25 protein-coding genes and 1 pseudogene are annotated in these 26,374 nt (G+C 37.4%); 20 read left to right on the top strand and 6 right to left on the bottom strand.

Annotated features, from left to right (window positions below; translation table 11 throughout):
• Positions 1-18: 18 nt before the first annotated feature.
• Positions 19-810 carry a lipid II isoglutaminyl synthase subunit GatD gene (gene gatD / locus P3G65_RS05305; protein ID WP_019292567.1) on the bottom strand — a complete coding sequence of 264 codons (792 nt, stop codon included), beginning with the start codon at positions 808-810 and terminating at the stop codon, positions 19-21.
• Entirely contained in the window at positions 810-2,159 is a 1,350-nt protein-coding gene (murT, locus tag P3G65_RS05310; protein WP_019292568.1) for a lipid II isoglutaminyl synthase subunit MurT, read from the bottom strand. The genes gatD and murT overlap by 1 nt, the downstream gene beginning before the upstream one ends.
• Before the next feature lie 552 nt (positions 2,160-2,711).
• On the opposite strand from murT, the gene P3G65_RS05315 reads away from it, so the two are divergent.
• From P3G65_RS05315 to P3G65_RS05345, 7 genes are all read left to right on the top strand, one after another.
• Complete coding sequence (locus P3G65_RS05315; protein ID WP_019292569.1) at positions 2,712-3,443, top strand: epoxyqueuosine reductase QueH; 732 nt, start codon at positions 2,712-2,714, stop codon at positions 3,441-3,443.
• A gap of 21 nt (positions 3,444-3,464) precedes the next feature.
• Complete coding sequence (locus P3G65_RS05320) at positions 3,465-4,145, top strand: acetolactate decarboxylase (protein ID WP_019292570.1); 681 nt, start codon at positions 3,465-3,467, stop codon at positions 4,143-4,145.
• A gap of 204 nt (positions 4,146-4,349) precedes the next feature.
• Positions 4,350-4,961, top strand: a complete 612-nt coding sequence (locus tag P3G65_RS05325) for a WxL domain-containing protein (protein ID WP_019292571.1) — start codon at positions 4,350-4,352, stop codon at positions 4,959-4,961.
• A 97-nt stretch (positions 4,962-5,058) separates the two neighbouring features.
• Entirely contained in the window at positions 5,059-6,093 is a 1,035-nt protein-coding gene (locus P3G65_RS05330) for a DUF916 and DUF3324 domain-containing protein (protein WP_019292572.1), read from the top strand.
• A complete protein-coding gene (locus tag P3G65_RS05335; RefSeq protein ID WP_029346213.1) occupies positions 6,086-6,400 on the top strand; it encodes an LPXTG cell wall anchor domain-containing protein in 315 nt (104 codons plus the stop codon). The genes P3G65_RS05330 and P3G65_RS05335 overlap by 8 nt, the downstream gene beginning before the upstream one ends.
• Entirely contained in the window at positions 6,397-8,286 is a 1,890-nt protein-coding gene (locus P3G65_RS05340) for a WxL domain-containing protein (RefSeq protein ID WP_040086275.1), read from the top strand. Before P3G65_RS05335 ends, P3G65_RS05340 begins: the two co-directional genes overlap by 4 nt.
• 66 nt (positions 8,287-8,352) lie before the next feature.
• Positions 8,353-8,592 carry a hypothetical protein gene (locus P3G65_RS05345; protein WP_238076676.1) on the top strand — a complete coding sequence of 80 codons (240 nt, stop codon included), beginning with the start codon at positions 8,353-8,355 and terminating at the stop codon, positions 8,590-8,592.
• Here the strand turns inward: P3G65_RS05345 and P3G65_RS05350 are convergent.
• A pseudogene (locus P3G65_RS05350) lies at positions 8,578-9,735 on the bottom strand (IS3 family transposase). The gene P3G65_RS05345 and the pseudogene P3G65_RS05350 sit on opposite strands and share 15 nt — an antisense overlap.
• Before the next feature lie 141 nt (positions 9,736-9,876).
• On the opposite strand from P3G65_RS05350, the gene P3G65_RS05355 reads away from it, so the two are divergent.
• From P3G65_RS05355 to P3G65_RS05370, 4 genes are all read left to right on the top strand, one after another.
• A complete protein-coding gene (locus P3G65_RS05355) occupies positions 9,877-11,142 on the top strand; it encodes a helix-turn-helix domain-containing protein (protein ID WP_230318245.1) in 1,266 nt (421 codons plus the stop codon).
• A 130-nt stretch (positions 11,143-11,272) separates the two neighbouring features.
• Positions 11,273-13,096 carry a translation elongation factor 4 gene (lepA, locus tag P3G65_RS05360; protein ID WP_019292539.1) on the top strand — a complete coding sequence of 608 codons (1,824 nt, stop codon included), beginning with the start codon at positions 11,273-11,275 and terminating at the stop codon, positions 13,094-13,096.
• Between the two features lie 294 nt (positions 13,097-13,390).
• Positions 13,391-14,224, top strand: coding sequence for an Rgg/GadR/MutR family transcriptional regulator (locus P3G65_RS05365; protein ID WP_019292538.1), 834 nt, complete (start codon positions 13,391-13,393; stop codon positions 14,222-14,224).
• Between the two features lie 376 nt (positions 14,225-14,600).
• Positions 14,601-16,361: an InlB B-repeat-containing protein gene (locus tag P3G65_RS05370; protein ID WP_019292537.1), complete on the top strand. Its 1,761-nt coding sequence runs from the start codon at positions 14,601-14,603 to the stop codon at positions 16,359-16,361.
• A 54-nt stretch (positions 16,362-16,415) separates the two neighbouring features.
• Here P3G65_RS05370 and P3G65_RS05375 read toward each other — a convergent pair whose 3' ends face one another.
• Both P3G65_RS05375 and P3G65_RS05380 read right to left on the bottom strand, forming a co-directional pair.
• Positions 16,416-17,087 carry an ABC transporter ATP-binding protein gene (locus tag P3G65_RS05375; RefSeq protein WP_019335549.1) on the bottom strand — a complete coding sequence of 224 codons (672 nt, stop codon included), beginning with the start codon at positions 17,085-17,087 and terminating at the stop codon, positions 16,416-16,418.
• Positions 17,088-17,101: 14 nt separating this feature from the next.
• A complete protein-coding gene (locus P3G65_RS05380) occupies positions 17,102-18,583 on the bottom strand; it encodes an ABC transporter permease (protein WP_019292536.1) in 1,482 nt (493 codons plus the stop codon).
• Positions 18,584-18,834: 251 nt separating this feature from the next.
• Between P3G65_RS05380 and P3G65_RS05385 the strand changes: the two genes are divergently transcribed.
• From P3G65_RS05385 to P3G65_RS05395, 3 genes are all read left to right on the top strand, one after another.
• Positions 18,835-19,125: a putative quinol monooxygenase gene (locus tag P3G65_RS05385; protein WP_019292535.1), complete on the top strand. Its 291-nt coding sequence runs from the start codon at positions 18,835-18,837 to the stop codon at positions 19,123-19,125.
• 4 nt (positions 19,126-19,129) lie between these two features.
• A complete protein-coding gene (locus P3G65_RS05390; RefSeq protein WP_019292534.1) occupies positions 19,130-19,492 on the top strand; it encodes a DUF1304 domain-containing protein in 363 nt (120 codons plus the stop codon).
• A gap of 132 nt (positions 19,493-19,624) precedes the next feature.
• The gene (locus tag P3G65_RS05395) at positions 19,625-20,284 is read left to right on the top strand and encodes a type 1 glutamine amidotransferase domain-containing protein (protein WP_173817048.1); all 660 of its coding nucleotides are present in this window, start codon (positions 19,625-19,627) and stop codon (positions 20,282-20,284) included.
• A gap of 45 nt (positions 20,285-20,329) precedes the next feature.
• Here P3G65_RS05395 and P3G65_RS05400 read toward each other — a convergent pair whose 3' ends face one another.
• Positions 20,330-20,770 (bottom strand): MarR family winged helix-turn-helix transcriptional regulator, encoded by a 441-nt coding sequence (locus P3G65_RS05400; protein WP_019292532.1) that lies wholly within the window; start codon positions 20,768-20,770, stop codon positions 20,330-20,332.
• 109 nt (positions 20,771-20,879) lie between these two features.
• Between P3G65_RS05400 and P3G65_RS05405 the strand changes: the two genes are divergently transcribed.
• The 6 genes from P3G65_RS05405 to P3G65_RS05430 all read left to right on the top strand — a co-directional run bounded on the left by P3G65_RS05405 (position 20,880) and on the right by P3G65_RS05430 (position 26,372).
• Complete coding sequence (locus P3G65_RS05405) at positions 20,880-21,293, top strand: organic hydroperoxide resistance protein (RefSeq protein WP_019292531.1); 414 nt, start codon at positions 20,880-20,882, stop codon at positions 21,291-21,293.
• Positions 21,294-21,471: 178 nt separating this feature from the next.
• Entirely contained in the window at positions 21,472-22,146 is a 675-nt protein-coding gene (locus P3G65_RS05410) for a DUF969 domain-containing protein (protein ID WP_019292530.1), read from the top strand.
• A gap of 3 nt (positions 22,147-22,149) precedes the next feature.
• A complete protein-coding gene (locus tag P3G65_RS05415) occupies positions 22,150-23,082 on the top strand; it encodes a DUF979 domain-containing protein (RefSeq protein ID WP_019292529.1) in 933 nt (310 codons plus the stop codon).
• An 18-nt stretch (positions 23,083-23,100) separates the two neighbouring features.
• Positions 23,101-23,742 carry a pyroglutamyl-peptidase I gene (gene pcp, locus P3G65_RS05420; RefSeq protein ID WP_019292528.1) on the top strand — a complete coding sequence of 214 codons (642 nt, stop codon included), beginning with the start codon at positions 23,101-23,103 and terminating at the stop codon, positions 23,740-23,742.
• Positions 23,736-24,158 (top strand): gamma-glutamylcyclotransferase, encoded by a 423-nt coding sequence (locus P3G65_RS05425; RefSeq protein ID WP_019292527.1) that lies wholly within the window; start codon positions 23,736-23,738, stop codon positions 24,156-24,158. Before pcp ends, P3G65_RS05425 begins: the two co-directional genes overlap by 7 nt.
• A gap of 384 nt (positions 24,159-24,542) precedes the next feature.
• The gene (locus P3G65_RS05430) at positions 24,543-26,372 is read left to right on the top strand and encodes a PTS transporter subunit EIIC (protein ID WP_284071352.1); all 1,830 of its coding nucleotides are present in this window, start codon (positions 24,543-24,545) and stop codon (positions 26,370-26,372) included.
• The last annotated feature ends 2 nt before the right edge of the window (positions 26,373-26,374 follow it).

Consider the following 26,374-nt stretch of genomic DNA (forward strand, 5'->3'; position numbering starts at 1 on the left):
ATTCTACAGTTTTTTAGTTTAATGTTCGTAATGTTCAACTTTACGTTTGGCATCCGTGATTTGTTGTCCTTTTTCTTCGTGGGCGAGAATTTCCTCGAAGGCTGGAAGTTCCAAGTCTTGCCCGTATTTTTGATACAAGGCAGTTGTGATGAGACGATAGGCCAAGCGTGCATTGCGCGAAAGGATGGGACCGTGGAAGTAAGTACCAAATGTATTTTTATAGTGTAGCCCTTCGGTGTCATCGTCGGGATTGTTCCCGCCACCATAAACCACTTTACCTAAAGCTTTTTCGCCTTCACCAAGATAGGTAATTCCCGAGTGATTTTCAAAACCATAATAAGTTTCACCAAACTCTTCGTTATGAATTTGAATATCACCAATAAAACGGTCATTGCCAAGGTTTTTGGTGTAGTGCGGCAAGATACCGGTACAGTCAATCTTGTTGCCAGCAGCATTGATATAGTACTGACCTAACATTTGATAGCCGCCACAGATGGCAAGCATAGGCTTTTCAGCCTCAATATAGGATTTGAGTGGTGCTGTGATATTTTTGAAGCTGTCCGCGATGATTTCTTGTTCATAATCTTGACCACCGCCCCAGAAGACAAGGTCATAAAAATCTTGATCAAAGCTATCTTCAAGGGAAACGATGTCAAAAGTCATTTCAGCGCCTAATTTTTCGCCGACATACTTAAGCATGAGGATGTTACCGTTATCGCCATAAGTATTCATCAAGTCCCCATAAAGATGGGCAACATGAAGGTTGTATTTAGGATTTTCTAAATTTGATGTTAAAGAAGTATAAACCATTAGTGCATCTCCTTTCCAATCATCTTGTTTTGTGCAAGCAACTCACGCATTTCTAACATTGCAGTGTAGGTTGCTAGGATATAGATGTGCTGATCTGCTTCATTTTTGAGGGCATCAAGGATTTGGGGTAGCGACTCAAGTTCATGAATTTTGCTTTCGTCAAATCCAGAAACACGATAACGGCGAGCCATTTCACTATGGCGGACACCACCAACAAAGATTTGGTCAATATCCATGTCATGGACCAGCTCAAAGTTAGCATCCCAAATCCAGCTTGTGTCAATACCGTCAGCATAGTTGGCATTGAGCAAGCTAACCAAGGTAAATGGATAATCAGCAAGTTTCATCATTTCCAGTGCCTGGTTTGCTCCAACAGGATTTTTAATCAGGACAATAGTAGCGGACTTATCACCAATCTTAAAGGTTTCTTGACGGCCAAAGACGGCTTTAGATTGTTCGAAACCTGCCTTGATAGTTTCAGCAGGTACACCGTAAAATTCAGCGACAGAAACAGCAGCAAGAGCGTTGTAGATATTGTAGAGCCCACCCACGTTGATTTTATAAGAATGATTATCAATGACAAACTGAGAAGAAGTATTGGTAATTTCTGTGAGTTCAGAAACACGGTAATCCAGCTCAGGACGTTTGAACCCGCAGTTTTGGCAGATGTAATCGCCAAGGTTAGCATATGTATTGAGCTTATAATCTAAGATATGGTGGCATTCCGGACAAACCACCCCTTCAGTATTATAATGCGCACGTTCAGGCGCATGACTTTCATGGTCAAAACCATAATACTTGACGGGATTTACCAAAGTACGTGAATGGAAGAGCGGGCTATCACCATTGAGAAGAACAGTGGCTTCAGGTGCATTAGCGGCTCCCTTGACGATAAAGTCATAAGTTGTATAAATCTCGCCGTAACGGTCCATTTGGTCGCGGAAAATATTTGTGAAAACAAAAAGTGAAGGCTTAATGTATTCGGTGATTTTTGGCAGTGATGCTTCATCAATCTCCAGAACAGCAAAGCCTTTTTTCCCTTTTTTAACCTTAGGTGCTGTCAAGAAAGTAGCAGTAATCCCAGTAATCATGTTAGCACCAGAAGTATTTGTGACAACTTTTCCAAAAGCTTTTTCGAGTATACCGACAGTGAGCGCTGTGGTCAAGGTTTTACCATTGGTCCCTGTCACAACGATAATTTCATAATCTTTTGTTAATGTAGCTAAAATTTCAGGATCAAATTTTAAAGCAATCTTACCAGGCAGCGTACTTCCACGCTTAAAGATTTTCTCTAAAACTAAGCGTGAACTCTTTCCTGCTAAAGTTGCGAATGAAGTTTTCATAGTCATAAATGATATTATACCATAGATTGCGGTGTTGAGGAGGATAAACTTCTCGTTGGAAAAGATATTTTTTTGCTGATAAACAAGGTAATAAGAAGTTGTGTGGGGTGTTCTAACTTCATCAGATTTTTCGTTTTTCTTGCTCTTAGGAGAGCACTGTATTATAATAAATATAAAGAAAAGGACTTGCGCTAACAAGACCCATGCAGCCGTATTAGGAACGGTAGCCGATTTTTAGTTAAAAATAACGTCTTCTCGACTAAAGTAGGACGTTATTTTTTATCGTTTTTATTAACCACTGTAATCATCAATGAAAGTGTTTCATATATTGATAAAAATTGTCGCCTTTCGTTTTTGAGAGGCCAGCTCACGATAAAGCTACCATGTTATAGTATAATTACAACAAAAAAAGCTCTTGGACATTGCCAAGAGCGGGGTGTAGGAGTTTTGAGAGTTCCTCCTCTTAGTATAATATAAAAAGTACAAAATTGAAAGAACGGAGTTTTGTAGGTGTTAAACGACAAGCAAGAAAGCTTCAAAATATGCTAAAATAAAAGCATGAAAAATGCGACTGAAATTCTGCAAAAGATGAATCCTAATCAAAAGGTAAATTATGATCGGGTTTATCAAAAAATGCGTGAAAGCTGGGAGGCTGAAGGTCTTCGGCCCAAAATTTTGCTTCATTCCTGTTGTGCACCCTGTTCAACTTATAGTTTAGAATATCTTTGTCAAAATGCTGATGTGACAATTTATTTTTCGAACTCGAATATTCATCCTCGTGCCGAGTACGAAAGGCGTGAGAAAGTGCAGGCTGATTTTGTTCAAGACTTTAATGTAAAAACAGGAAATAATGTTCAGTTTATTGCGGCACCTTATGAACCCAATAAATTTATGCAGATGGTCAATTTGCATCAGCTCGCAGAAGAACCTGAAGGTGGTTCGCGTTGCACAGCTTGTTTTCAAATGCGTTTAGATATTGTCGCAGAGAAAGCTCAAGAGTTAGGTTATGATTATTTTGGTTCGGCACTCACGCTCAGCCCCAAAAAGAACGGCCAACTCATAAATGAAATAGGCTTAGATATGCAAAAAATCTATGCTGTCCAATACTTGCCTAGTGACTTTAAGAAAAACAATGGCTGGAAACGTTCCGTAGAGATGTGCAAAGAATACGATATTTACCGCCAATGCTATTGTGGCTGTGTCTTTGCAGCACGTCAACAAGGAATTGACCTCAAAGAAATTAATAGAAGTGCTGTAAAATTTATAAATAAAGTAGGCGACAAAAAATAAAGAACATGCTATAATTGTTGCATGGTTAAAAGTTTTATAAATAAAATGAGTGCAATTTTTCAGCATGGTTCTTTTAACACCCTGTATGGTGGCTTTTATGAAGGGACCATAACTGCTGGAGAAGCTTTAAAATATGGACAAATTGGTATTGGTACCTTAGATGGTGCTGATGGAGAAGTTATTATTCTTGATGGCACTGCCTATCACGGAAATTCTGAAAATCAGGTTCGCATAGTTAAGCCAGATGAAACTTTACCGTATGTTGCAGTGATTGATCACCAACCTTTTGCGACTTATAAAGTTAATGGACTGACGATGCAAACCTTGCATGATCTGACAGAGAAATTCCCAACACGGAACACAGCTTACAGTCTAAAAATGACTGGACACTTTGAGTCGGTGGAAATTAGCTCTAAACCTGCAAAGAATACGAAAAATTATTTGGAAATACTGGCTGAACAGCCTCATTTTACCGAAAAAAACATTTCGGGAACGATTGTTGGTATCTGGTCGCCTAAGTTTTTAGAAGATCTGTATGGTGATGGTGCTCATTTACACTTTTTAAGTGATGACAAGACTTTTGGCGGTCACTTGACAGAATTCTTATCTGGACAAATTACCATTGAAGTTGGTCAAGTGGGGGAAATGAAACAGGAATTTCCTCAAGAAAATGAAAATTTCAAGGCTATGCGCTTTGAGTAATAATAGATAAAAACTACCTTTAAAAGGTAGTTTTTTGTCGTTAAAATTTCTATGTGAAATAAATCGTAAAGTTTATCTTGAGCTGAGGTAAATTCCCACAAATAAATATAATTATGTTGCAAGATAAATTATAAAATAAAGAAGTGAGTTTATTCAAGGTGGATTCACATAATCTTATAAAAATTTATAGAGGAGATGTTTATTATGAAAAAAGCATTTTTAGCAACGATGGGTATGGGAATCTTGGCTAGCATGACGATGGCTTCAGCTACTACAGGATTCGCGGATGAAGCAGAGGCAAAAAATTCTACTGCTAACTTCACGATTACCGCTAAAGATCCAGGAAATCCAACGGATCCAGATAACGGCACGTTAACATTGAAAGAAGTACCAAGCTTCAACTATGGTGTTCTTGAAGCCAGCTCAATTTACTCAGGGTTCACTGGAAAAGCAGCTCAAGCTGAAGGAAAAGTTTTAGTTAGCGATACATGTTTGGGTACATCAGACTGGACATTGACAGCTAATATGGATAAATTTACAAATTCTAAAACTTCATTGGAAGGTGCAGCTTTAGACCTTTCAGCGGTCGGTACTTTAGGAGAAGATTTTACAGGTGTGATTAAAGATGACAAGAGCCCTGTAGAACTTGCAAAAGGTAATGGTTCGCATGGTAAAGATGAATTCCTTATTTCTGCAGAAAATGCTAAATTATCTTTGGGCGCAAATCCAAAGGCAAACTTGGCAGCTGATGATGCTTTTGAAACAACAATCAACTGGAACTTGAGTTCTTCACAACCCGTCGCTCCAACTGCATAATCTTTGTTGTCGGATAAATGAAAATGTATAAGCAAGTACGGGCAAAACTTAAGATTTGTCGGTTCTTGCTTTTATTTTTTAGTGGAGGTTGAAAAGCATGAAATTTATAAAAGGATTAGGCTGCTTTGCCATACTGCTATTCACCTTATTTCTACCTGTGAATGCACATGCGGAAGAGGGTGCAGGTTTTACTGTCACCCCAGTACTTGGAAAGGGTCAAACGGATCCAACTGCAGGCTATTTCTCAATTAAGGGTGAACAAAATGAAAGTTATCCAGTAACGGTAGCTGTTCAGAATTTGACAGAAAATGAAAATCAAGATTTTGATGTTCAGCTTGTCCAAGCAACGACAAGTAATAATGGCCATATTGATTATACTCCCAGCTCCAAAAAAATGATAGCAGGTGGTCTTTCCCTCAAGGATTTGGTAGAGGAGAAAAAGGCGACTCAAAAAGTAACAGTTGCTGCTGGGCAGACAAAGAATATTACTTTTAATCTTAAGCTACCTCAAGATAATATAAAAGGTACTGTTTTAGGCAGTGTCTATGTTCGCAAAGTACCGAAAGAAACAGCAAAGTCTAAAGGTGTAGGTGTTCGTAATGCCTTTGCAATGACAATTCCTGTCATAATATCGGAAGATTTCAATAAAAAAATTACGCCGAAACTGGCGTTGACGAACGCACAGATGAAGTCGGATACAGGAGTGCCTAAAGTTGTAGGTGAGGTTAGTAACCAAGCTCCAAGCATGTTTGGGCAAATAAAAGTAGAGGCATGGGTGACTGAAAAGGGAAAAACGGACAAGCTTTATCAGTCACAATCAGAAAAATATGAGATGGCCCCTTATTCTTCATTTGAATATACAATAGATACCAATAATCATCTCTTAAAACCGGGGAAATATACCTATCATATGCTGATGAAGTCGGGTGATAAAAGCTTTGATATGGCACGTGACTTTACAGTTGATAGTAAAAGTAGAGAAACCGTCAACAGCAAGCTGCTTGAGGGAGAAAAATCAAATACAAAGCTTTGGTGGATCATAGCTGCAGTAGTTGGTAGCAGTATTATTATTTTCCTCGTGGCTTATGGGCTAGGAAAAAGAAAGGGCGATACAGATGATGAAGATGAATAATAGCAAACTAAAAGTTAGTTTAGCACTCTTAGGTCTCTCTTGTCTGACGAATCTTTTCCTTATACAGCCAGTGAGCGCTAATATGATGCAAAGTAAAATTGGTTTTACTGTTCATCAGGATGTAAGAGATGCTGGTGTTTTGCCACCTGAAATTCCTCAAAATGGACAGTTGGTGCATTACGATCTCTTGCCATCTACAGGAAGTGCTCAAGAATATTCTTTAATCTTGTTTGGCTGTATGCTATTGATGTTAGTTGCTGTCTTTTTCTTGGCTCGTATATATGTAGAGAAAGGAAAACTTCAATGAAAAAAATAAATATAGGGTTTATATTGCTTTTTCTCTTGCTACATGCTGCAAGCCCTGCAGTCTATGCCTTGGACAGTGATGTGGAAGCACAGTCTTCATCTAGTGCAGCGAATGATAAGGATAGTAGCTCAAGTCTGCAAGAGTCAGAACTTGAAACACCAACATCGGATACAGATCAAACTATTGAGTCTGAAAACACAAGGGATCAAACATCTGAAGAGACAGCTCCAATAGAAAAAGAAGCACCAACAACATCTGAGGCGCCAGTACAAGAAAAGTCTCCAGAAGATAAACCTCAATCTGAAAAAGCAACTTCAGTTGCTAGCTTATCATCAGATGCAAGCTATACCGATTTGCCAGGTGCCCATGAACCAGATCGTAATGGCCTTTATTTACTCTTTCCACTACGCACAGGGATTCTTTCACAGCCCCAAGAAGAGCAGTATATTGTTGAAGGTACAACTGCTGATTTAAGTATTAAAACTACATCATGGGTGACTTCTTTGGGTAAGGTTAAAGTCAAAGTAAATGCTTGGCAGGAACAAGACGATGGAAGTTGGCTAAATATGGGAAGTATTGGTGAATTTTCGGATAGAAGTGGGATACTTGGCTCAACAAAGCAAAGCATTGACATCCCTGTAACCAATCTGCAAGCTGGTAATTATTATTTTCAGCTAGAAACAAGGCTCAATACCCTGCCAATTATTGGGAGCATCTCTGCTATGACCTATTACTCGCAACTTGCTAAAGTCACGGTTAAGGATAAGCCAGTTGCAGCTAGTGGTATTTCCATTACGACTCCGAATGTGGTGTTTGAAAAAGCGACTTATTCTGCAAAGGCTGTGACAACACCACGTGATGCGACGGGTAAAATTACTTGGAATAGTTCTTTAAAGGGAATTAATTTCCTCAAAACAGAGGGACGCAGTGTTGAATTTGATGCTGGCGATCAGCTTGATGAAGTAAACACTGATGTGCAAGCGCCGGGTATCCCTTTCACGATATCTGCAGGAATTAGAAATGATGATGGAACAACGCCAACAGATAATAAGACAATCTATCTCGGTGGTTTAGCAGCTAAAAATGTTGCAGAAGATAGTGGTATGAGCTGGGAACTTGATGGACAAGGTTTAGCAGATTTGAACAAATCGGTTGAAAGTGCCGAAGTATGGAGTTATGAATGGAAATACATAGAAGGGAAGACTTCTAAAGCTTTCTCTGAAACTCAAGGGGTCAAAAACTATAAAGGTACAGTAAGCGATTTGACCAGTCTCAATGATACAGATCACATCCTTTCTTTTGCTCAAGACAGTGCCTTTATGAAAACTGCACGGGAAGCGACAGAAAATGGGAAACCTTTTGCAGTTCAAGTCACTTTTTCAACAACGATTGATACAGGGGACGGCAAAAAGGAAACAGTTACTCTTTCTTCAAATAAGGCTCAACTCCTGGTTAATAAAGCGACAGGAAAGCTTCTTTTACAGCAAGTACCAAACTTTGATTTTGGTAAATTGCCTGCCAGTTATATCTATGATGGAACAAAAGATAGAGAGCCCACTGCACAAGATCATCTTGAAATTGTGGACAGTAGAGCAAAAGGTGGCTGGCGACTTTCTGCAAAGATGAGTCGTTTCCAAAGTAACAATAATCATAGACTGAAATTTAATAGTCAACTTACAATGTCCACTTATCCCTTTGAGATAAATCTTAAAGATGATGATATAGATAATTACATTGTAGATTCGGTAAGCAGTGAAGCTTTTGATTTAACCGGGCAGTTGCTCTTACAACCTGATCCGCTAGCCGATCTGAGTGCAGGAGAGACTTTTAGCAGTACGATAACTTGGAATCTTGTATCGACCACTAAGAGTACACCACCAGCATAAAGTTATAATAAATATAAAAACAGCGTTTCGCTGTTTTTATATTTTGAAGGCTTGAGGTAATAAAAGATGTTGGAAGATGCAAAGCGAGGAATGGAAATAGGAGAAAAAGTTATGATAGAGCTTTTCACAACGCCAAAGGAACAAGTTAAGATTGAACTCTTTCAGTACATCTTGTTTTCTCGGGCAGGTGAATTTTCTAAAGATTTAAAGGAGAAATTGAACTTGAAAAATGAGACTTTTAGACGGTACAGCAAGGAACTTGAAGAAGATATCTGGACTAATGTCAAATATTTAGACACAAAATGAGCTATATTTTCTTAAAATAGTTTTCTTCTTTCTGATTTGGAGTTAAACCATTGTTTGCGGAATGAGGATTATAGTTGTTATAAAACTGTTCGATGTATTCAAAGCAAGAGAGTTGAACTTCTTGAATGGAGTGATAAGTTCTTCTGTTTATTTCCCGTTGTTTGAGGTACTTGAAAAAGGCCTCAGTGACAGCATTATCATAAGGATATCCAGGTTTGGAGTAAGAAGCAAGCAATTGATGCTCATCTAATATTTTTCTAAAGGAAGCTGATTTAAATTGGCTACCTTGATCCGAATGAAAAATGATTGGTTCCTTAGGCTTCCTCTTATTTATAGCCATCCCTAATGTGTCACAGGCAAGTTTAGCATCAATCCTGTCACTTACTTTCCAAGCAATACATTTTCTAGAGTAGAGGTCAAGGATGGCGCAGAGATAAACATGCCGTCTATGTCCTATAGAAATATAAGTGAAATCAGTTGTCCATACTTGATTCGGGGACTTAGGATTAAATTCTTGTTTAAGGAGATTATCAGAAGAAAATGCAGGAGAGTGTTTTGATTTAACTCTAGGTTTAATCGTTGACATTTTAGGGAGTGTCATAGACTTTAGAAGTCTTAAGATACGCCCCTCAGAAATATTAACGCCATAATCACGCAGGAGAATAATTTTAAAAGCTCTCGTTCCAATTCTTTTCTTGGCTTTCATATAAATCTCAAGGAGTAATTTTCTCAAGCGTTGATTTTCTATTTCACGTTTTGAGGGCTTCTTGTTTATGAAGTTATAGTAGGTGGAACGATTGACATGTAAAACACGACAGAGCATAACTGTCGTGTGTTCAAATCGGAGTCTATAGACTGCTTTTAATCTCACTTGGAGTTTTGCATGAATATGGCACTTGCTTTTTTTAAGATAAGATTTTCTTCTTCGAGTTGGGCATTCCTTTTTTGTAATTCTTGAATCTGTTTAGCAGTCAAGACCGTATTATCTTCAAGACGAACTTGAGAGTACTGGTTGATCCATTTTGCAAGTGCAGAAGGGGAGACACCATAGTCTTTACAGAGTTCGGATTGAGTTTTACCTGTTTGGTAGAGATTAACGAGAGATTGCTTAAATTCCTCGTCGTAACGTTTAAAACCTGACATAAAAGTCCTTTCATTTTTGTGTCTTAATAGACAGATTATAACACACAATTTTCTGTCCACTTTTATAGTATAGCTCCAATCCATGAACTTTTTGGTCAAGATATTAAGATAATAAAAAAGTCTTCAAAAATAGTCATAAAAATGAAGAATGAAATGACACCAGATTATATCGTGACCCGCTTGAAACTGAATTATATGCGGAAAAGCCCTTTATATAATCTCCTCTCTACACTTATCAGTAAAAGTTACACATCAATTCCTGAAATTGCTTATGATTTGAACTTTAGTGAACCAACAGTCTACAAGTTATTGACACAAGTGAAGGAGATTATGCTCCCTTTTAAAGCCGAATTTGACTTGGCAAATGCGACAAATTTTTCGGGAGATGAACTTGGTGTACGCTATTTTCTCTATCTCACACATTGGCATCTTTTCAATACCTTAGGAAAAAAGCCTTTCTCTGATGCCTTTCCGCCAGAATTTATCGATATAAATTTTTTAAAGCGTTCTTTAAAAATTGAGCGAAAACTTTCTAAAGCTCAGGAACAAAAGTTGCTTATACTTGCAGGCGTGACCTCCTATCGTATCGTTTACTTTAAGAAATATGTCAAGGTTGAAAAAGCATTTTTAGAGGATATTTCGATATTTTATCGAGGTCACCACTGCTTAAATTTTGCTTCTTTTAATGTAGACCCAGAGATTATTGAGAAAGAGTCAATACTTCTTAGTTTTTTAGTCAGAGGTCTTATTTTTGAGTTTGATGATATGTACGAGAAAAAAAGGGTTGTTGAAAGATTTCAAAATTCGAAACTTTCTGTTGGTTATGAAGTCAGCCTGTTTCTAGAAAAATTTCGCGAGACGTTCTCTTTTGAGTTTTCCGAAGAAAATTATGTCAAATCATACTATCTTCTAGTACTTACCAACCTATATTCACGTTACATACAATTTAATGTTGATTTTTACCGTGCAGTTCCTATCGAAAAAAATTATGAATTGTTTGAAAAAAAGCCTCGTTATCGTGCTGTTAAAGATAGGCTGAATCAGATCATTACCTATTTTCCTTCTTCACAGCAGTTGAATGATTTAGAGAGAAAAAGTTTGACAGCACTACTTTATACAATTTACGAGCTCAATGCGCCAAGTATCCCTGTCCAAGTCTATATTAATCATACCTCAAGCATTGTGAATAGCTTCTATATTCAAAACACCTTGAAAAAATTTTTTAATAGCGATTTAATCGCTTTCTGCAAAACGATACCTGAAGCTGATGTTATCATTTCGAGTGATCCCGAAGGAAATTTCCTCTCCAAAGATGTTTTTTACTTTAAAAATATTTTTGATAAAGAAACATGGACCGACTTGATTGAGTTTTTGTCTAAATCGCTTTATGAGAAGAGGTTTCGTTAAAAATAAAATCCGCCGTGTTAATGTCAGAATAATACATAGAGTAAAAAACTCTTTTTATCTATTTCTTTATTTTGAGAAAGTAACTTTATGTTATAATGATACTAATAGACTTTTTATTAAGGAAATAATGATGAATATACAAGAAATGAACGCGCGCAAGGAGAAAATCCGTAACTTTTCGATCATTGCGCATATTGACCACGGAAAATCAACGTTGGCTGACCGCATCCTTGAACTGACAGAAACGGTTTCAAAACGTGAAATGCAAGCACAGCTTTTGGACAGCATGGATTTGGAGCGTGAACGTGGTATCACGATTAAGCTCAATGCTATTGAGTTAGAATACACGGCTAAAGATGGAGAAACCTATATTTTCCATTTGATTGACACGCCTGGACACGTCGATTTTACCTATGAAGTTTCCCGTTCTTTAGCTGCCTGTGAAGGTGCTATTCTTGTTGTCGATGCAGCTCAAGGGATTGAAGCCCAAACCTTGGCCAATGTCTATTTGGCTTTAGATAACGACTTAGAAATTCTTCCCGTCATTAATAAAATTGACCTTCCTGCGGCAGATCCAGAACGAGTGCGTACTGAAGTTGAAGATGTCATCGGTTTAGACGCTTCAGAGGCTGTTTTAGCCTCTGCTAAAGCAGGTATCGGTATTGAAGAAATTTTGGAACAAGTTGTGGAGAAGGTTCCAGCACCTCAAGGTGATGTTGAAGCACCACTCAAGGCTCTGATTTTCGACTCAGTTTATGATGCTTATCGTGGTGTTATCTTGCAAATCCGTGTAGTTGACGGTTCTGTAAAGGTAGGTGATACTATTCAACTGATGTCAAACGGTAAAGAATTTGTTGTGACAGAGGTTGGGATTTTCACGCCTAAAGCAGTGGCGCGTGACTTCCTCATGGCGGGTGATGTTGGTTACTTGGCAGCTGCAATTAAGACAGTTGCGGATACACGGGTTGGTGATACAATCACTCTAGCTAATAATCCTGCAGAGGAAGCCCTTGCGGGTTATAAAAAAATGAATCCAATGGTCTTCTGTGGACTTTACCCGATTGATTCTAACCGTTATAATGACCTTCGTGAAGCCCTAGAACGCCTACAATTGAATGATGCCAGCTTGCAGTTTGAGCCAGAAACATCACAAGCGCTTGGATTTGGTTTCCGTTGTGGTTTCTTAGGCCTTTTGCACATGGATGTTATCCAAGAGCGCTTGGAACGCGAATTTAACTTAGACTTAATCATGACCGCACCATCTGTAATTTACCATGTCAACACGACTGATGGTGAAACAAAGGAAGTGGCAAATCCAAGTGAATTCCCTGATCCAACGCGTATTGAAAGTATTGAAGAACCATTTGTCAAAGCACAAATCATGGTGCCTAACGAGTTTGTCGGAGCCGTTATGGAGCTTGCTCAACGCAAACGTGGTGAATTTGTGACGATGGATTATCTTGATGCTAACCGTGTCAATGTTATTTATCATATCCCGCTGAGTGAGATTGTCTTTGATTTCTTTGATAAGCTCAAATCTTCAACACGCGGCTATGCAAGTTTCGACTATGAAATCTCAGATTACCGCCCATCACGCCTCGTAAAGATGGATATTCTCTTGAACTCCGAAAAAGTCGATGCCCTTAGCTTTATCGTGCATAAAGATTTTGCTTACGAACGTGGTAAAGTTATCGTTGAAAAACTCAAAAAACTTATTCCTCGTCAACAATTTGAAGTACCAATCCAAGCCACTATTGGTCAAAAAATCGTGGCACGTAGCGACATCAAAGCCTTGCGTAAAAATGTCTTGGCTAAATGTTACGGTGGTGACGTTTCTCGGAAACGTAAACTTTTGGAAAAACAAAAGGCTGGTAAGAAACGCATGAAATCGATCGGTTCAGTAGAAGTACCACAAGAAGCTTTCCTTTCTGTTTTGTCTATGGATGAAGAATAAAGGTAAAAAAGCTACTTTATATCACAAATAAGTAAAAGACAGTCTTTGAGGCTGTCTTTATTTTTTGGATAAAAATATAATCGTCCTGGAGATAAATCATGAAGAAAAATGATATAAAAAGAATTTATTTCATTAAATTTAAGTGAATTTTTTAGTAAATATAAGATTTGTTGTGATAAAATGAAAGTGAAAAGAAGGTAAGAAGTCGAGCATATTTAATGCTAGCCAAGTGATATTATTGAATGTTCGCGAGAGAGTACATTTTTTAAAATATGCTGTTTAGGAGGAGTGACCATGATTTATAAAAAATATGGCGAAGTTTTTAAAAAATTACGCTTGCAGCACCACTTACTTTTAAGCGATTTTGAACGTGTGGGTTTATCAAAATCAACATTGTCCTATTTTGAAAATGGTAAATCAATGATTTCGTTAGATAAATTAGACCTTGCCTTACAAGAAATGCACACGACTTTTCGTTCCTATATGCTGATGATTAATAATGATGAGGAGGATTATTGGTTATCTCAATTTAAGGAAATTGAGAAAGCTTACTTTAGCAATAACCAGAAAAACCTTCAGGATATATACATGAAAAATGTAAAATATGATATGGAAGAAAACCAAGTCATTGCTCTCTCAGCCAAAGCTTGTTATACAAAGCTTTCAACTGACGAAATAAAGTATATAGAAAACAAGCTTAAGTCTTATCAAGTTTGGCATAGTTATGAAATGTATATCTTAGTGAACACACTAGAAGAAATTAATCCTGACTTAGTCTATCATCTGATTGAAAGAATTCTATCACAAAACAGTCAGTATTTAAAAGAAATCACAGAATTTAGAAATTTATTAATTAGATTAATCATCCGTACTATTCTTTCCATGATTAGAAGAGAGCAAAAGAAATTTTCAGAGAAGTTAATAGAGGAATTAGATAAATTAACACTTGTTTTTGATACCTATGTAAGAATATCTTCTATTTTTGTAAAGGGATGTTGGATTTATAAATTTGAAGATAAAAATATGGGAACAAAACTTGTTAGTAGGTCTTTAAAGATATTATCAGAAATAAATGCTTTAGAACTTCGGGGCATTTTTAAACATAATTTTGAGAAAATAAAAGGATAGACTTATCGTAAAGGATATATGTCTCACCACATTCATAGTTAAAAATAGCAGTTACTGGCGCAATCGATCCAGTAACTTTTTTCATTTAAATTTTATTTTTAAAGTCTATAAAAGAGAAAACATAGCTAATATGAGTTCGATTTCTTGAACTATTTCTTATAAATTAAATCTGGGACTCAATGGATGAAGGTGCTTAATAGCTCCTTGACGCCAGTCGAAATGTATTGTGTAGACAATTACAGCGAAAAAGAGATTGATTTAATTTTTTTCTTATTATAATATAATGATATAAGGAATGATAAAAAAGAAAGGACAATTCTAGAAGGGTAAAGTAGTTCTAGTGGTGTTGCCCATAATAGAAGGAGGAGGAGAAAAAATGAAAAAATATCAAATATTACACAAAGTACTGTCTTTGAGAAGGCTTATGATGTTATCTGTCACGTTAATATTATTTATACTGTTAAATATAATACCTGTACGGGTTCTTGCAACAAATGGTGGACTAGTCACAACTGCAGATAAAACTTATGCTTTTGACTACAAAACCCACATTCCTTGGGTCGGGGCTGCCAATAGCTTGTTTAAAGCTTCATTTAATATCCCCTCACCAGGTACAAGTACGATTGATGGCGACCGTTATCAGGGGACACTTACATTTACGAAATTGCCTAACAGTGATTACCGACTGGTAAAGGTGATTCCATACATGGATTCTCCTAATTTTACTATTACGAATTCTGGTGGATCTACAGCTGCAACTGGCTCTTATAACTGGAATGAAGCTCTCCAAGCATGGACTCTTCCTAACCCACTGATAGACAATACGGCAACTAATGTTGATACGAGCCAAGCATTGAATGGCAGTGAGGGGATTAAAATCTACATGGCAGGACCTTACACGAGTTTTATGCCATTAAGTATGCTTAAAAATGATCCCACATTGCTTGAAACAAGACCGGTGTTTTTAGTGGGAGATGTTGCTGCGCTTGCCCCTAATCTTGCGCAAAATATCCCTTTCACCTTATATCAAGAAAGAGCTTATGATGGTGATCCGAATAAGTGGCATGCTTTCAACTTTAATGTCCCCGCCTTAGTGCAATACGAATATGATGGACAGGTTACGGGGACTAATCCTAATGATCAACTTGATTTAATCCCAGGAGAACTTGCTCATTTTGAATCTGAGGTAAATTTATCTTCAGCGCAGAGAATAACAGTTGATATGATATGGCAAGTAAGTACAGATAAAGGTTTGTCCTTTAATGATATTTCTGAAAGCCTGACGAACTCAGCTGGTGATAAAACAATTCGTAAAACATTCGACTTTACTTCCGATATTTCAAATGAAGGTAATTTATACCGTTTAAAAATTACACCGCTAGATTCAATAAATAATGAACCTATTTACACTGAACCTGCTGTTTTAACATTCAAATCTGAGAGTTTAAGCTTTAATATTGCTTATGTTCTCAATGGTGGAACAAACCATCCTGCGAATCCTTTAACATATAGTTATGGTCAAGGAATAAGTCGTTTTGAAGCACCACAACGCGAAGGTTACACTTTCACAGGTTGGACAGATGGAGATGGTAACAGTATAACCAATATTCCTACCGATGCACAAGGCGACAAAACACTCCATGCAAATTGGAAAACAAATACTTATAAAATAAACTATGTTTTAAATGGTGGAGAAAATTCGCAGCAAAATCCAGATTCTTATATTTATGGACGAGGAGTAAACCATTTTGAACAAGCAACGAAGCAAGGCTATACTTTTACGGGCTGGACAGATCAAAAAGGTAAAAAAATAGAAGGCATATCAGCGCAAGAACAAGGTGATAAGATTCTCTATGCCAGTTGGGAAAAAGTTCCAGTAGCGTCAAATGAAAATGAAGAACCGAAAAATGAAGAAGTAGCAAAAAAACAGGAAGATACTAATGCTAACATAAAAATAGAGAAGAGCACAGCATCACTGAGTACTAAGAAAACTCAAGATACTACTAGGTCGCTTGGATCTAGAAAAAAACTTCCGCTGACAGGTGAAAATGCAAAACCATATCTTTATGTCTTAGGGGGAAGCATTCTCGTCGCCCTTTCCTTATTGGGGGTAAAAAAATACTTAACAAAAAGGTAAAATGAAATAAGAAAAAAGACTAGCTCTCGGCTAGTCTTTTTTGTCTGGCTTCTTTCAAAAAGCATCTAACTTGGTAAATTTTTTATTTTTGAGTTGGTAGACAACATCAGAGTTTTGAGCTACCTCTGTTTCATGAGTCACGATAATTACAAGTTTATGATCTTCATGCGCTATTTTTTTGAAAAGCTCGACAATTTGGCGCGTCGTATTTTCATCAAGATTTCCTGTAGGCTCATCCGCAATGATGATATCATGATTTAAAACAAGGGCGCGTGCGATAGCCACACGTTGCTGCTGTCCTCCTGAAAGTTTACTTACAGGCTTGTATATTAAGTCCTCTGTCAAACCAACTTTTTCCAAGCTATCAATAATTGACTGCTTCTCATCGTCAAAGGAGACTTTTGAGATCCTGAGCGCTGTTTTTACATTTTCAAAAGCTGACATATAGGTTAATAAATTATAAGCTTGAAAAATGGTAGAAACGATGTTCTTACGATAATTGGTGAACTGATTTGCTTTTATCTCGTCTCCATTAAGTTTAATCTGTCCAGACTTGGGCATATCTAAACCTGCTAGAAGAGAGAGTAGTGTTGTTTTTCCACTTCCAGATTGGCCGAGAATACTGTACATAATTCCTGCTTCAAAAGTTTCTGTGACATCTTGAAAGAGGTAATCTTCAGGATGGTTATAGTAGTAAGTCAAATTTTCAATGTTTAATACTGTCATAATGTCCTCCTTCTTTAATTTGTCAGCACTTGTTTAGGGTTTAAGCGTAAAATACCAATTGCTGCTAAACCAACGGCCACAAGCGTAATCAAGAGTGCAAGAGCTGCTAAAATCGCGATTTGTTGAGGATTTGTTTTAATTTCGAGCTCATTTATGGCCTTGAGCTGTTCATTATTTTGTCCCATACCAATCGCCGTACGCATTCCGCCAGGTTGAGCATTAGGATCTCCTTTTTCAGCCTGAGGTCCATCTTCTTGTCTTTGAGTACCATTTATTTGGGTAGGTTGATTGGTTTGACTGGTTTGAGTTTCTTGATTAAGTAACTGTTGGCCGACGGCATTGCCCACAAAGTTACCAGTAGCTGAGGCTATACCGATAGAAACGACCATTATCATAAATAGTTCGGTAAAGAATTGCGCCACAATTTTTCCTTTTGACTCGCCTAAGCTCATCAAGACACCAATTTCAAAGCGACGTTCTCGCACCATGAGCATGACGATAAGCGCAAGGATGATGGCACCTGCAAGTGTCACAAGGATAACAATATTTTTAGAAAAACTGCTGATATTGTTCAGAGGTTGTAGCATTTGTTGGTAAATAGCATCATTAGACTGTACTTCAAATTTATCTGTATCGATAAGCTTGGTAGCTTCTTTGACAAACTTCTCTGAATCTTCTGGGTTTTCCAGATTAAAGATTGCACTTCCAAGCGTTCCTGTTTTACCATCGATTTGGTTTGGTACACTCAAAGCAGTGTATATCTGATTGGCTGGGTTCATAAAGCTAAAGTCTGCGGCCAAATCATTTTCTGTTGAACCTGATTTGTAAAGTCCTACAACAGTCATTTTGTAAGTTTTATCATTACTATCTTTGAGGGTAAATGTTGAGTTTACTTTGAGGTTGTTCTGTTTAGCCAAGCTCTCTTCAATGACAACATTATTCGTTCCTTCATCAGAGGACTGAATTGCGCGTCCAGAGGTTATTTTATTTGTCCCACCCGAAAACTCTGAAGAGGCGAGCAAGTCGTTTGTACCAACGATTTTGAAATCACCGGGAGTACTTCCGCTCATTTCCGGCCCTGCCATAAAGACAGCTCCTTGTTTATCATTATTTCCTGAGGTGTCAGATTGACTGATTGCTTCGATATTGCTTTCGGCATTTGCTGTAGCTTGTTTTGTATACGAGTAGGATTTTACTCCAGAAAGTTTCGCTATTTTTTCAGCATCTGCTTGAGTAATGTCAGGCATATCGGACTTGTTCGTTTTCTCTGTTGAATCATTCTTAGAAAAATTTTCCATCATTGCAGAACGATTAATGGAGAGTGTAACAGTCGCTCCGGCACTCTTCTTCGCATTTTCGATGGAACGGTTAGAAGCTGTATGAATAACCAAACCCGAAAGAACAAAAATAAGTATAGTTGAAAAGGCCACAATAAGTAGAAGGGTTCGTGATAGTTTGGCTTTAGTAAAAAGCCAGGCGCGTCTTATAAAATCCAAATGAGATTCTCCTTTGTCTAAATTAATAAAACAAATTGTATGCTTATTTACTTAAAAATTAGTTAAACGATACATAAGCGAAACTTAAGAAACATTTTATTGTAAAAAAGAGATGCGTTAGTAACTTTGAGTAGAGAGTTTAAGTCAATATTCTTGAAATTAATTAGAAAATAGAGTATTATTGACCAGTCAATGATTGATTAGTCAATTATTGTGGAAAAGAATAAAAGTCACAGAAAGAGGATGGACATTTGATTATTGTTAATGCTAAATTTTTTATCAAAGACGAAAAAAGAGAAGAATTTTTAAGAGATACAGAGGAACTGATTGCTTCTTCCAGACAAGAAGAAGGATGTTTAGCTTACGATTTATACGAAGCAGTGCTTTCAACAAATGAGTTTGTGATGATTGAAAACTGGGCTTCCTTAGAAACAATCGAAAAACACAACACCAATCCTTTGCTGCTAGCTTTCGCGCAAAATATCAGTAAGTATAGTGTTAAAAAGCCGGAATTGCAAATTGTAGAGAAGGGGGTAAAATAAGCTTATGTCAGTCATAACAACTATTTTAGGAGTCTTGGTCGCCATAGAATTCTTTTATATTACCTATTTAGAAACGGTAAAAACGACTTCTGATGCAACAGCTAGAGTGTTCAAAATGACCAGCGAGGATTTACAAAACAAAAACGTCCAAGTACTGTTTAAAAATCAAGGCGTATACAACGGGTTGATTGGTATTGGGATACTTTATGCACTGTTTGTTTCTGCCGCACGCATTGAATTATTGAGTGTCTTCTTGGTATATATTATTTTAGTTGCGCTGTATGGGAGCCTCACGAGCGACCGCTTCATTATTTTTAAACAAGGTGGTTTAGCCATCTTAACTTTACTCAGTATTATTTTCTTATAAATAGATAAAGTAATTCAATACTGAACAATAGTCTTTATAAGAATTTCTAAGCTTTATAAGAAGGTATAAGTGAGCCCAAACTGGAAAGGAAAGAAAAAAAAGACGAAAAAAATATTAATCATAGAAACAAATATGCCCAAATATGATAAGACAAATAGAGCTACAGGGCTCTGGTTGGGCGAGACAACTCATTTTTATGATGAAATAATCTCTGCAGGTTATGAAGTTGACTTTGCAAGTCCAAAAGGTGGCTATGTTCCCCTTGATCCTGAAAGTTTTAAATATGCGAACGAAATCGATTGGAAATGGTATACAGAAAGAAGTTTTAGGGAAGCTGCTCTTTCCAACACGAAAAAAATAACGGATTTAAATCCTCAGGATTATGGTGCTATATATTTTACAGGTGGCCATGGTGTACTGTGGGATTATCCGGAAGATAAAGAGTTGATGAAAGTTGCTGAAGCAATTTATTATGCGGGCGGATTTATAACGTCTGTTTGTCATGGTGCAGCTGGTCTTTTGAACTTGAAAGATGAAGAGGGGCAATACCTTATAAAAGATAAAGTCGTTACCGGATTTACAAACGAAGAAGAAGAGCTTAATGGAACAACAACTGCTGTTCCGTTCTTAACCGAAACCGAGTTAAATCAACGTGGAGCGCGATACAAAAAAGCCGCAGCTTTCAAAGAGTATGCTATTAGAGATGGGCGAATAATTACTGGACAAAATCCTCAATCTCCCCAAAAAGTCGCTGAATTACTTGTAGCTGAGTTACGTAAATTAAACCACTAAAAAAAAAAGGGTCTACCTTCTTTTTTAGTTTGAAAAATAAGAGTGTTATGGTTCTCGTTTCATATTTTTCATGATGTTATTAAGTTGAGAGAGTTGCATAATCAAACTATTATAATTAATTTCATCAGATTGTCCTGCAAGTTCTTGTCCAACTTGTAGGGAAATAGCAGGAAGCATTTTTTTGAGTTTTTTTCCATCTTCACTTAAAAATAGTTTGACAATACGCTCATCCGAACGCGAACGTTTTCGAACAAGATATCCTTTTTGTTCCAGTTTCTTTAATAAAGGACTTAAGGTACCAGAATCTAAGTATAATTCTTCCCCCAACTCATTCACGGTCATGTCATCTTCTAATGCCAGCAAAGCAATAAAGCTTGTGTATGTTAAGTCATACTTTTTTAAATACGGCTTGTACTGTTTGATAATTTCTTTAGAAGCAATGTATAGTTGAAAACAAAGTTCCTTGTTTAAAATCGAATTACTCATGGTGTCCTCCCAAATATTTTTATTATAACTGATTTCATATATTTGTCAAATTCAATTATATTTAGTAAAATTAAATTGTGCACAATTAAAAATAAAAAGAGGTAAGGTAATGCAAAAAATATTTTCAACAAAAATGATAAATACAGGTGGCCGTAATGGTGAAGTCCACTCTCCCGATAATAGCTTTAAATTAGACATCGCAGCGCCAGGAAGTAAAGCTGTGGATGCGACAAATCCAGAACAGTTATTCGCAGCGGGGTATAGCGCTTGTTTTAATAGTGCTTTAGACTATGTCAAAAAATCAAGAAATGTTGATGGAGAATCAACTATAGAAGTAACTGTATCTCTCTATAACTTAAGTCAAGGCGCAGTACCTGACGTTGTTTTAGGTGTTGATATCGTAGGACATATAGACGGTGTGAGCTTTGAGGAAGCAAAAGAATTGTTAGAAATGGCCCATGAAACCTGTCCTTATTCTCGTGCGACAAAAGGTAATATTGAAGTTACGATTGATATTTTTTAAAACTGAGAAATACTGGTAGAATAAGTATCAGGGAATAATATAAATAGAGATAGAGATAGCTACGAGCTATCTCTATTTGTTTAGACAATAACATAAAATATTATCCAATTATAAATTGTGCATAATAGACAAATAGTGTATAATTGTCTGATATATATATTCTAGGAGGAATTATTTTATGATTAAACTCATAGGTGTCTTGATTGTCTTGATTGGTTTTGTTTTCAAGATAGAGACCTTATTTGTTGTTGTTGTTGCTGGGATTTCTACAGGTCTGGTTGCAGGTTTGAGTATTCAGGAGATTCTAACTATTTTAGGTCAATCTTTTGTCGATAACCGTATGGTTTCGCTTTTTGTTTTGACTCTTCCAGTTATCGGTGTTTTGGAACGTAATGGACTTCGCCAACGTGCAGTAGATCTTATTGGCCGTATCCAGTCACTTACAACAGGTCGTATTGCCCTTGTTTATGTTTTTATTCGTTTTATTGCAGGCGCAATGTCTATTCGTATTAGTGGGCATCCACAGTTTGTTCGACCACTCATTCAGCCGATGGCCAAAGCTGCCGCAGTGAGTAAATTTGGTGATGTGGAGTCTGAAGACGATGATATTAAGGCAATTTCTGCCGCAGCAGAAAACTATGGTAACTTCTTTGGGCAAAATCTCTTTGCAGGGAGCGCCGGTGTTCTCTTGATTACTTCAACCATGTCAAGTTTTAACTATGATGTTTCAGCCGTAGACGTAGCAGTTGCCAGTATTATCATGGCTGTCCTTGCCTTTCTAGTGACAGCTATCCAGTTTATACTGTATGACAGAAAACTTCTTCGAAAATTTGGAAAGAAAGAGGTAAAATAAACCATGCAAGCTTTTATTGACGTTTCATTAAATATTTTTTATGTCCTTATGGGTTTACTCATGATTTATATGGCCTATAAAGCTTTAACTACAATACAAGGAAGCAAACGTTTCGGAACGGCTCTTTTTTGGATTTTAATTGCTATACCATTTATTTTTGGTGCACTTATCCCAGCCTGGCTTGTAGGACTCTTTATTGTTTTAAGCAGTTTGCTTACACTAACTAAGCAAGTGACCTTTGGGAAATATAAAGCTTTGGACGACAGCTTTGGCGAAAAACAGTCTAAAGTCTTGAAGAATAAAATCTTTATTCCTTCCTTTATTCTGGCATTTGTAGCTGTTGGCATTGCGATGGCTTTAGGTAAATTTACCAATGCTTCACTCTTTGCTATCGGTGTAGCTTCGGTTGTTGCCTTAGTGTTTGCATTGTTAATGACAAAAGCAAAAGTGACAGAATCCGTGGAGGATGGCGCACGCCTCTTTGATTCGATGGGGCCGGTTGCGATTTTACCACAATTGTTGGTTGCCTTAGGTGCACTCTTTACAACCGCAGGTGTTGGTGAAGTTATCTCGCAAGGGATTACAGGTATTGTCCCTGCGGATAACCGCTTGCTCGGCGTAGTAGCTTATGTTCTTGGCATGGTGATTTTCACGATGATCATGGGGAATGCTTTTGCAGCTTTCTCTGTCATCACAGCGGGTATTGGGATTCCGTTTGTCCTTGCCCAAGGAGCAAATCCCGTAATTGCTGGGGCATTAGCACTGACTGCAGGATATTGTGGTACTTTACTAACCCCAATGGCAGCCAACTTTAATATCGTGCCCGCTGCCCTGCTTGAGATGAAAGATGAGAATAAAGTGATCAAGGTACAAGCGCCAGTTTCACTTACGCTTATCGTTCTGCACATTCTCGTAATGTACTTTATCGCATTTTAAAAAGGAGATTATTCTATTATGAAAATTTTGTTAACAGGTTTTGATCCATTTGGTGGTGAAGCACTCAATCCAGCTGAAGAAGCTGTGAAACGTGTTGCATCAGAAATCAACGGTGCTGAGATTATTAAGTTGATTATTCCGACTGTGCGTTATAAATCACTCGAAAAAATTGAAGAAGCTATTGAAAAACATCATCCAGATGTGGTTGTAAATATTGGCCAAGCTGGTGGACGCTTTGCGATTACGCCAGAACGTGTCGCCATTAATGTGGATGATTTCAGAATTCCAGATAATGAAGGCAATCAGCCTGTCGATGAGCCTGTAAAAGAAGATGGTGCTCCAGCATATTTCTCTACATTGCCAGTTAAAGCAATTGTTAGCGAATTAAATAAAGCTGGCATTCCTGGAACCTTGTCTAACACAGCCGGTACCTTTGTATGCAACCATGTTTTCTATGGTGTGCGTTACCTCTTAGAGAAAAAATATCCCGAAGTTAAAGCTGGTTTCATTCATATTCCTTATGCTACATCACAAGTCATTGATAAAAAAGATACACCTTATATGTCATTGGACGAGATTGTTAAAGGGATTGAAGTTGCCTTAGAAGCATGCACGCACTATTCTGAAGATTTACGTGTTATTGGTGGGGAAATATGTTAAGGAAAGTTTTTGTATACGGTAGCTTACGTACAGACATGTTTAACTATGAAAAATATTTAAAAGGTGAGGTTCTGGAAAGTACACCAGCAAAAATTAAGGGCAATCTCTTCCATATTGAAAATAAGGGTTATCCCGCAATCTTTGACGGTGATTCAGAAATAATAGGAGAAGTTTTTACCTTTTATGACTTCTCAAAAAGTATTCGAACGCTCGATGGTATGGAAAACTTTAACCCAGAAAGTCCAGAAAACAGTGAGTACCTCCGTCGAAGTACCACAGCCTCTCTCAGTAACGGTCAAACGGAAGAAGTTTACTATTATCACTATAATCCAAATGCAAGTCTTAATTCCAATGATCAGTTAGTACCTGTTGACTCAGGAGACTGGTTGGAATATATGTTGCAGACGGTTGAATAAAAACAAGAAGTCGTTGGACTTCTTGTTTTTTCTATGAAAGAAGCGTTACTCAAAAGAGAGTGAGCGATAATTTGGAGTACAAACACTCTTATTAATAAAAGTGAAAGAAAATGGAAATAATCTAATACATGTGCTATACTTCCTTTGGAAGCGTATATTTTTGATTTGTTACAAAGTAAAATTCAGAAGTAACTCTTGGAGAAGATATACTCTCACTTTACTAAAAGAAATAGACAGAGAAGTTTGCTTTATCTTTATCCTCAAAAATAAAACACACAATAAAAACCCTGACACAATAAAAAGTGCCAAGGTTTTTTTATGAAACATAATCGAAAGCGTTTACAATCTAAATATACAATATTAATTATCTTATAAGGAGTTGTAATGAAAGAAAAAACTAGTCTTAAAGTGCGGGTTCAGAAACTTGGAACAGCACTCTCAAATATGGTTATGCCTAACATTCCAATCTTAATTGCTTGGGGTGTTCTCACGATGTTCTTTATCCCAGATGGTTTCACACCAAACAGTACTTTTGCTGCTATGGTTGGCCCAATGCTTGTCTTTCTTATTCCAGTCATGATTGGTTATACAGGCGGTAAGAATATCTATGATCACCGCGGAGGTGTTGTTGGTGCAATTGCCACATTTGGTTCGATTGTTGCCACAGCAACAACTACGATGGGCGGTCTTAATGAAAACGGCAATGTTCCGATGATTTTAGGTGCTATGATTTTAGGTCCTCTTGGAGCTTGGCTGATTAAAAAATTCGACCAAGTCGTGCAACCTCATATCAAAGCAGGGCTTGAGATGTTGATTAACAATTTTTCAGCCGGTCTTGTCGGTTTTGGTATTTCATTATTTGCTGTAAAAGTAATTGGTCCATTAGTTGCAGCTTTAACAGATATTATGGGGCAAGGAGTTGATTTCCTTGTTTCCAACCACCTTATTCCTTTAGCAAATGTCTTTATTGAACCTGCTAAAATTCTATTTTTAAATAATGCCATTAACCAAGGTATTTTGACGCCTTTGGGTATCCAACAAGCCAGTGAACAAGGAAAGTCACTATTGTTTTTACTCGAAGCAAACCCTGGACCAGGTCTTGGTATTTTGATTGCCTTTTGGCTCTTTGGTAAAGGTTCAGCAAAAGCTACAGCACCAGGTGCGATAATTATTCAATTTATTGGTGGTATTCACGAAATTTATTTCCCATACGTGATGATGAAACCAGCTCTGTTTTTCGCAGTAATTGCTGGTGGTGTATCAGGTACTTTGACAAACAATTTCTTGGGGGCAGGCCTTCAAGCACCAGCATCTCCAGGTTCAATTATTGCCATCACAGGAATGGCTTCTGGTAAGGCTGCAGGAGGCTTGGGAAATATTCTTAGTGTTTGGGTCGGTATTCTTGTAGCTGCCGGTGTTTCCTTCCTTGTTGCGTCCTTCATTTTGAAACGTGACAAGTCAATGGTTGATGATTCAGCACTTGAAGAAGCACAAGCCAATCTTTCGGAAGCGAAGGCTGTTGCCAAAGGGCAAGTTGCTCCATCTCACGAAGCAGTTGATTTTTCAGCGGTTAAACATATCATTTTTGCTTGTGATGCGGGTATGGGTTCATCTGCGATGGGTGCATCCATCCTAAGAAACAAGGTAAATAAAGCTGGTTTGCCACAAGATGTTACAAATATTGCTATTGCTAATCTGAAAGCAGGGCCAGATACTATCGTTGTCACACAAGAAGAATTAGCTGCTCGTGCGGCGACAATGTCACCAGATGCAATTCGATATTCTGTTTCCAACTTTTTAAATTCACCAAAATACGATGAGATTATTTCCCAATTGTCTCAAACACAGGCTTCAGAGCCATCTAAAAGTGAACCGGTAACCTTAACGAACAGTCCAACAGTAGAAGAAGAAATAGATTTGAATCAAATCGATGAGGTTGTCTTTGCTCATGATGGTGAGCATATCGGATCCGCAACGATGGGTAAAGAAACATTAGGTGCCATCTTTAAGATGAATGGCATTCAGCTTCCGATTTCAGATGTAGAGTTTTTAGGTTTAGCAGCTTTCAATGCAACAAACATCATGATTGTAACTACAGAAGAGTTTACCCATCGTGCTAAAAGAGTTGCGCCTAATGCTCAATATCTAGAAGTTGAAAGTCTGATTACAACACCAAGATATGATCAACTTGTCGCACGTTTGAACAAGTTATAAAC

The sequence above is a fragment of the Lactococcus sp. bn62 genome (assembly GCF_029492705.2).
GTDB classification, from domain to species: Bacteria; Bacillota; Bacilli; order Lactobacillales; family Streptococcaceae; genus Lactococcus; species Lactococcus petauri.

Coding starts and splice junctions, on each gene's coding strand:
- P3G65_RS05340 (WP_040086275.1), top strand. CDS start 6,397: ATGAAAAAAATAAATATAGGGTTTATATTGCTTTTTCTCTTGCTACAT.
- P3G65_RS05415 (WP_019292529.1), top strand. CDS start 22,150: ATGCAAGCTTTTATTGACGTTTCATTAAATATTTTTTATGTCCTTATG.
- gatD (WP_019292567.1), bottom strand. CDS start 810: ATGGTTTATACTTCTTTAACATCAAATTTAGAAAATCCTAAATACAAC.
- P3G65_RS05395 (WP_173817048.1), top strand. CDS start 19,625: ATGCCCAAATATGATAAGACAAATAGAGCTACAGGGCTCTGGTTGGGC.
- P3G65_RS05405 (WP_019292531.1), top strand. CDS start 20,880: ATGCAAAAAATATTTTCAACAAAAATGATAAATACAGGTGGCCGTAAT.
- lepA (WP_019292539.1), top strand. CDS start 11,273: ATGAATATACAAGAAATGAACGCGCGCAAGGAGAAAATCCGTAACTTT.
- P3G65_RS05335 (WP_029346213.1), top strand. CDS start 6,086: ATGAATAATAGCAAACTAAAAGTTAGTTTAGCACTCTTAGGTCTCTCT.
- P3G65_RS05345 (WP_238076676.1), top strand. CDS start 8,353: ATGTTGGAAGATGCAAAGCGAGGAATGGAAATAGGAGAAAAAGTTATG.
- P3G65_RS05330 (WP_019292572.1), top strand. CDS start 5,059: ATGAAATTTATAAAAGGATTAGGCTGCTTTGCCATACTGCTATTCACC.
- P3G65_RS05400 (WP_019292532.1), bottom strand. CDS start 20,770: ATGAGTAATTCGATTTTAAACAAGGAACTTTGTTTTCAACTATACATT.
- P3G65_RS05425 (WP_019292527.1), top strand. CDS start 23,736: ATGTTAAGGAAAGTTTTTGTATACGGTAGCTTACGTACAGACATGTTT.
- P3G65_RS05320 (WP_019292570.1), top strand. CDS start 3,465: ATGGTTAAAAGTTTTATAAATAAAATGAGTGCAATTTTTCAGCATGGT.
- pcp (WP_019292528.1), top strand. CDS start 23,101: ATGAAAATTTTGTTAACAGGTTTTGATCCATTTGGTGGTGAAGCACTC.
- P3G65_RS05430 (WP_284071352.1), top strand. CDS start 24,543: ATGAAAGAAAAAACTAGTCTTAAAGTGCGGGTTCAGAAACTTGGAACA.
- P3G65_RS05410 (WP_019292530.1), top strand. CDS start 21,472: ATGATTAAACTCATAGGTGTCTTGATTGTCTTGATTGGTTTTGTTTTC.
- murT (WP_019292568.1), bottom strand. CDS start 2,159: ATGACTATGAAAACTTCATTCGCAACTTTAGCAGGAAAGAGTTCACGC.
- P3G65_RS05365 (WP_019292538.1), top strand. CDS start 13,391: ATGATTTATAAAAAATATGGCGAAGTTTTTAAAAAATTACGCTTGCAG.
- P3G65_RS05375 (WP_019335549.1), bottom strand. CDS start 17,087: ATGACAGTATTAAACATTGAAAATTTGACTTACTACTATAACCATCCT.
- P3G65_RS05390 (WP_019292534.1), top strand. CDS start 19,130: ATGTCAGTCATAACAACTATTTTAGGAGTCTTGGTCGCCATAGAATTC.
- P3G65_RS05325 (WP_019292571.1), top strand. CDS start 4,350: ATGAAAAAAGCATTTTTAGCAACGATGGGTATGGGAATCTTGGCTAGC.
- P3G65_RS05355 (WP_230318245.1), top strand. CDS start 9,877: ATGAAGAATGAAATGACACCAGATTATATCGTGACCCGCTTGAAACTG.
- P3G65_RS05315 (WP_019292569.1), top strand. CDS start 2,712: ATGAAAAATGCGACTGAAATTCTGCAAAAGATGAATCCTAATCAAAAG.
- P3G65_RS05370 (WP_019292537.1), top strand. CDS start 14,601: ATGAAAAAATATCAAATATTACACAAAGTACTGTCTTTGAGAAGGCTT.